General features: G+C 49.2%; 6 protein-coding genes. All 6 read left to right on the forward strand.

Annotated elements, in window-relative coordinates; translation table 11 throughout:
- The first annotated feature begins 73 nt into the window (after positions 1-73).
- Genes traM through DW657_RS16555 form a run of 6 tightly spaced genes read left to right on the forward strand, consistent with a single transcriptional unit; the run spans position 74 to position 4,961 of the window.
- On the forward strand, positions 74-1,417 hold the full coding sequence (gene traM / locus DW657_RS16530) for a conjugative transposon protein TraM (RefSeq protein WP_118313476.1): 1,344 nt from the start codon (positions 74-76) through the stop codon (positions 1,415-1,417).
- A gap of 59 nt (positions 1,418-1,476) precedes the next feature.
- Entirely contained in the window at positions 1,477-2,505 is a 1,029-nt protein-coding gene (gene traN / locus DW657_RS16535; RefSeq protein ID WP_117587568.1) for a conjugative transposon protein TraN, read from the forward strand.
- 3 nt (positions 2,506-2,508) lie between these two features.
- Positions 2,509-3,090 carry a conjugal transfer protein TraO gene (locus DW657_RS16540; RefSeq protein WP_117587569.1) on the forward strand — a complete coding sequence of 194 codons (582 nt, stop codon included), beginning with the start codon at positions 2,509-2,511 and terminating at the stop codon, positions 3,088-3,090.
- A gap of 12 nt (positions 3,091-3,102) precedes the next feature.
- On the forward strand, positions 3,103-3,972 hold the full coding sequence (locus DW657_RS16545; protein ID WP_117587570.1) for a toprim domain-containing protein: 870 nt from the start codon (positions 3,103-3,105) through the stop codon (positions 3,970-3,972).
- A 15-nt stretch (positions 3,973-3,987) separates the two neighbouring features.
- Positions 3,988-4,479 (forward strand): DUF3872 domain-containing protein, encoded by a 492-nt coding sequence (locus DW657_RS16550; protein WP_369973485.1) that lies wholly within the window; start codon positions 3,988-3,990, stop codon positions 4,477-4,479.
- Positions 4,476-4,961 carry a lysozyme gene (locus tag DW657_RS16555; protein WP_117587572.1) on the forward strand — a complete coding sequence of 162 codons (486 nt, stop codon included), beginning with the start codon at positions 4,476-4,478 and terminating at the stop codon, positions 4,959-4,961. The genes DW657_RS16550 and DW657_RS16555 overlap by 4 nt, the downstream gene beginning before the upstream one ends.
- Positions 4,962-5,047 lie beyond the last annotated feature (86 nt).

A 5,047-nucleotide genomic window follows, 5' to 3' on the forward strand; every position in this document is an offset into this window, starting at 1 on the left:
GTTGAGCATATTGAGAGTGTAAAGTTGCCTACCGACAAGGGGCAGCAAGTGACCAACCAAAATGAATTGATACATGGAGAAGGAGAAGAATGACAAGGTGGAGCCGGATAAGGCTCCAAAGGAAAAGAAGCCTTTGACAGAGGAACAGCGTATCAAGCGCAACAAGATGATTGCCATACCGTGCATGTGTCTCGTCTGCGCATTGGTGTTATGGCTCATCTTCAAGCCGTCGGCATCAGAGGGTGAGAAAGGCAGCAAGGGATTCAACATGGAAATGCCCGATGCGGAGAAGACAGATGTGGAGGCAGACAAGCGCAAGGCATACTCCAAGGAGGATCTTGCCAACAAGCAAAAGGAAAAAAGCAGAGCAATGAACTCTCTTGGTGAGTACATGCCAGGCATTGATTCGACTGCTACACGGCAAGAAAAGGACTTTGACCTGATGCAGTCTGGGCAGCAGCCAACAAAAGCGGAAAGACAGGAGGCGGATGCCATCCGCTCGTCTGCCGAGGCATACCAAACCTTGAACACGACCTTGGGCGGTTTCTATGAACAGCCACAACAAGGAGGACGCAGCGAAGATGCTGAGTTGAGGAAACGTCTTGACGAGCTGGAGGCAAGCATGATGCAGCAGGAAAACAAGCGTTCCAATATGGACGAGCAAGTTGCCCTTATGGAGAAGTCCTATCAACTTGCGGCAAAGTACATGCCTGGTGGAAATGCCAATGCAGCAAGTCCTTCATCAGCAGAAACTGCAACAGAGGAAAACAAGGAAGCTGTCACCAAGGGCAAGAAAGCCAAGATTACACCTGTAAGGCAAGTTCAAAGGCGTGTAGTCTCGTCCTTGAACCGCCCCATGAGTAACGGGGAGTTTGTCGCCTCTTACTCGGAAAAGGCTTCGGCAAGGTTCAATACCGCCATCGGAAGAGGTGGTGTTTCCGACAAAAACACGATTTCTGCCTGCATCCACGGCAACCAGACCATAACGGACGGACAGGCAGTAAGGTTGAGATTGTTGGAATCTATGCGTGTCGGCAATAGGGAGATACCACGAAATTCTGTCATTGTCGGAGTGGCACGATTGCAAGGCGAAAGGCTTTCCATAGCCTTGAAGTCCATTGAGCACAACGGCATGATTATCCCGATTGAGCTTGCCGTCTATGACAATGACGGTCAGGAGGGCATCTTCATCCCGAAGTCGATGGAGGTTGACGCAGCCAAGGAAGTCGGTGCCAACATGGGAAGCTCGCTGAACAGCAGCATCAACATTTCCTCCAATGCCGGTGCCCAACTTGCCTCCGACTTGGGAAAAGGTGTCATACAAGGCGTGTCGCAGTATATCTCCAAGAAGATGCGTACCGTCAAGATACACCTGAAGGCTGGCTACAGGGTCATGCTCTACCAAGAGGAAGATTAGCCGAAAGGCAACAACATTTATACCACTTAATCCAAAAGTTTAATTAAAAGCAAACCAAAATGAAGAAGACAACAATCATGTTCGCCATTATGCTGGGCGTAGCCTGCACTGCATCAGCGCAGAAGACAGGCAAGAAAAAAGCGCAGAAGTCTGTAAAGACTGAGCAAGTAAGCAATGTTTCTTCCGACCAGGAAGAGAGACTGACCTTGACCAAGGAGGTGTATCCGCAGAAGGAAGAGAACAGCAACCTCTATCACGGCTTGACCAAGAAGCTGACCTTCGACCGCATGATTCCACCTCATGGTTTGGAAGTGACTTATGACAAGACGGTTCATATTCTCTTTCCTGCCTCTGTCAAGTACGTTGACTTGGGTTCAGAGGATTTGATAGCTGGCAAGGCGGACGGTGCGGAGAATGTTATCCGTGTAAAAGCAGCCGTGAAGAACTTCAAAAAGGAGACCAATATGAGCGTCATCACGGAGGATGGCTCATTCTACACATTCAATGTGAAGTATGCCAAGGAACCGCTCATGCTCAATATCGAGATGGCTGACTTCATCCATGACGGTGAGGCGGTGAACCGCCCGAACAATGCGCAGGAGATTTATCTCAAGGAGTTGGGCAAGGAAAGTCCCATGCTGGTACACCTCATCATGAAGTCCATCCACAAGGAGAACAAACGCAAGGTGAAGCACATCGGCAGCAAGCGTTTCGGAATCCAGTACCTTTTGAAGGGCATCTATGTACACAGCGACTTGCTGTATTTCCACACAGAAATCAAGAACCAGAGCAACGTGCCGTTTGACGTGGACTATATCACGTTCAAGGTGGTGGACAAGAAGGTGGCGAAGCGAACCGCCATTCAGGAGCAGGTGCTTCTTCCTGTCCGTGCCTACAACTATGTGGTGCGTGTGGCTGGCAAGAAAACGGAGCAGACGGTGTTCTGTTTGCCGAAATTTACCATTCCAGACGACAAGGAACTTGTCGTGGAGATGAATGAGAAGGAAGGCGGTCGCCATCAGTCGTTTGTCGTGGAGAACAGCGACTTGGTGCGAGCTTTGACAATCAACGAACTTAGCGTGAAGTAACGGATGAAAAGAAGAAACATTGCAATCATGGCGATGCTTGCCCTCACCGCAGGGCAGGCATTCGCCCAACGATGCCTTCCTCAGATGAAAGGCATCGAGGTGAAGGTCGGCATTGCTGACGGTGTATATAACGGCAAGAAGTCCTGCAAGGCTGGCTATTATGCAGGTCTCGGACTTTCGAGCTATACCAAGGGTGGTGACAAGTGGACGTATGGGGCGGAATATCTGCAAGTACATCAGCCTTACCGTGAAACTTCCGTTCCAATAGCACAAATGACGGGCGAGTTCGGTTATTCCTACAACTTCCTTTCCGACAACAGCAAGACGGTGCTGTTCTATATCGGAGGTACGGCACTGGCTGGCTATGAGTCCGTAAACTGGGGCAAGAGAACCATGTCAGACGGAGCGACCTTGCAGAACAAGGGAGCGTTTATCTATGGCGGTGCCGTGGCATTGGAAACGGAAATATACCTGTCGGATGCAATAGCTTTGACCGCTTCCGTTAAGGAAAGGCTTGTTTGGGGCAACAGCACGGGACATTTCCACACGCAGTTTGGCATCGGCATGAAGTTCATCATCAACTAAAACAGTGAGCCTATGGACATCAATGAAATCAAACAAGTGCCTATTGTGGACTTTCTCTATGTTCTCGGCATTGAGCCTGTCAAGTACAAGGCTTCGGGACTTTGGTATCATGCGCCATACCGCAACGACCGCAATCCTTCGTTTCGGGTATCAACGGACAAGAATGTCTGGTATGACTATGGCATCGCCAGAGGTGGTGACATCTTCAACCTCGCAGGGGAGCTCATCAACAGCAATGAGTTTGTGGCGCAAGCCAAGTTCATATCTGAAACGCTTGGTGGCAGTTTCCCGACATCGTTTCCGCATTATCAAAGGATAGCGGAAAAGGCTGTGAAGGCAAAAGGCAATCACTTTAGTGATATTGTGGAAAAGCCTTTGAGTCATCCTGCTCTCAGACAGTACTTGCGTGAGCGTGGCATATCGGCTGACGTGGCGAGCCGTTTCTGCTGTCAGGTGGAATACCGATACAATGGCAAACAGTTCTTTGCTGTCGGTTTCAAGAACAACAGCGATGGCTACGAGATACGCAACCGCTTCTTCAAAGGTTGCGTGTCGCCAAAGGACATCACTCTCATTGGCAGGAACTGCAACGTCTGCCATCTGTACGAGGGTTTTATGGATTTCCTCTCTGCCGTAATTCTCGGTATTGGTCGTGGTGAGGATCATATTATCCTCAACTCGGTGGCTAATATGCAAAAGGTGCATCATCTTTTAGATGGCTATGCACAAGTGTACTGTCACTTGGACAATGACGAGGCAGGCGAGAATGCCTGTGTCGAACTGCAAAAGCGATATGGCGATAAGGTCATTGACCATTCGCATCTATACACAGGTTACAAGGACTTGAACGAGTACCTGATGAGCCATAAGACAAGAAAGTAACAATCATTCAAAAACATCAAGACAATGAAGAAGAACAATAAAATCAAGAAATCAGTGAGCGTGTTGGCATTCCTTTTCGTGTGTGCCGTGTCGGTAATCCTTTCATCGTGCAGCGATGAGCTGGACATTCAGCAGTCGTATCCGTTCAAGGTGGAGACGATGCCTGTGCCAAAGGACCTTGTGCGTGGACAGACCGTTGAAATCCGCTGCGAGTTGAAGGCGGAGGGAAAGTTTGACGGCACCATCTATACCATCCGCTATTTTCAGCATGACGGAAAAGGTTCGCTGAGAATGGAGAACGGAACGGTGTTCCAACCAAACGACCGCTATCTGTTGGAGAACGAGAAGTTCCGTCTTTACTATACCTCGGCAAGCACGGAGACACAGACGCTGACAGTGGTGGTAGAGGACAACTTCGGCAAGTCATACGAAATGGAGTTCAGTTTCAACGATACTGATGAGGAGGAAGAGTTTGCGATAAGTGCCAACAAACTCGGTAGCGTATGAGGTTGATGATATTGTTAGCCTTGCTTCTTGTGTCGGGCAGCTTGTCTGCCCAGACGCAAGGGGCGATAAAGCGAGTTTGTCATGTGTCACGTTTTGAGTTGGCTGTCGCCTGCATCAAGAAGTACGAGGGTCTGCACGGACCGAAGCACCATCCTTATGTCGGATATGGGCACAAGCTGTTGCCTGGCGAGAAGTTTTCTCCAAGAATGACGGAACGGCAAGCCGATGCCTTGCTGCGCTCTGACCTCAGAAAGCTGTGCGCCATGTTCCGTGGCTTCGGTCGTGACTCGCTGCTCTTGGCTACACTTGCCTACAATGTGGGGTGTGGAAAGGTGATGAAAAGCCGGATGTATGCCAAGATGCGAAGTGGCAACAGAAACATCTATCGTGATTATGTGGACTTCAAAAGGTGGAACGGAAAGATAGTGCCTTCCATCGAGCGAAGAAGAAAAATGGAGTATCTGCTCTTGTTTACTCCATAGTATAAGGTTTTATAAAAATAGGACAGTCCTTTTGATTGGGGGCTGTCCTTTGTTCTTTGCAAGCATCGCAGATAAGGAAAAAACGG

It is taken from the genome of Prevotella sp. AM23-5 (genome assembly GCF_003473645.1).
In the GTDB taxonomy this organism is placed as follows: Bacteria; Bacteroidota; Bacteroidia; order Bacteroidales; family Bacteroidaceae; genus Prevotella; species Prevotella copri_A.

Excerpts from the sequence above, each read along its gene's own strand:
- DW657_RS16555 (WP_117587572.1), top strand. The coding sequence starts at position 4,476 with ATGAGGTTGATGATATTGTTAGCCTTGCTTCTTGTGTCGGGCAGCTTG.
- DW657_RS16545 (WP_117587570.1), top strand. The coding sequence starts at position 3,103 with ATGGACATCAATGAAATCAAACAAGTGCCTATTGTGGACTTTCTCTAT.
- traN (WP_117587568.1), top strand. The coding sequence starts at position 1,477 with ATGAAGAAGACAACAATCATGTTCGCCATTATGCTGGGCGTAGCCTGC.
- DW657_RS16540 (WP_117587569.1), top strand. The coding sequence starts at position 2,509 with ATGAAAAGAAGAAACATTGCAATCATGGCGATGCTTGCCCTCACCGCA.
- traM (WP_118313476.1), top strand. The coding sequence starts at position 74 with ATGGAGAAGGAGAAGAATGACAAGGTGGAGCCGGATAAGGCTCCAAAG.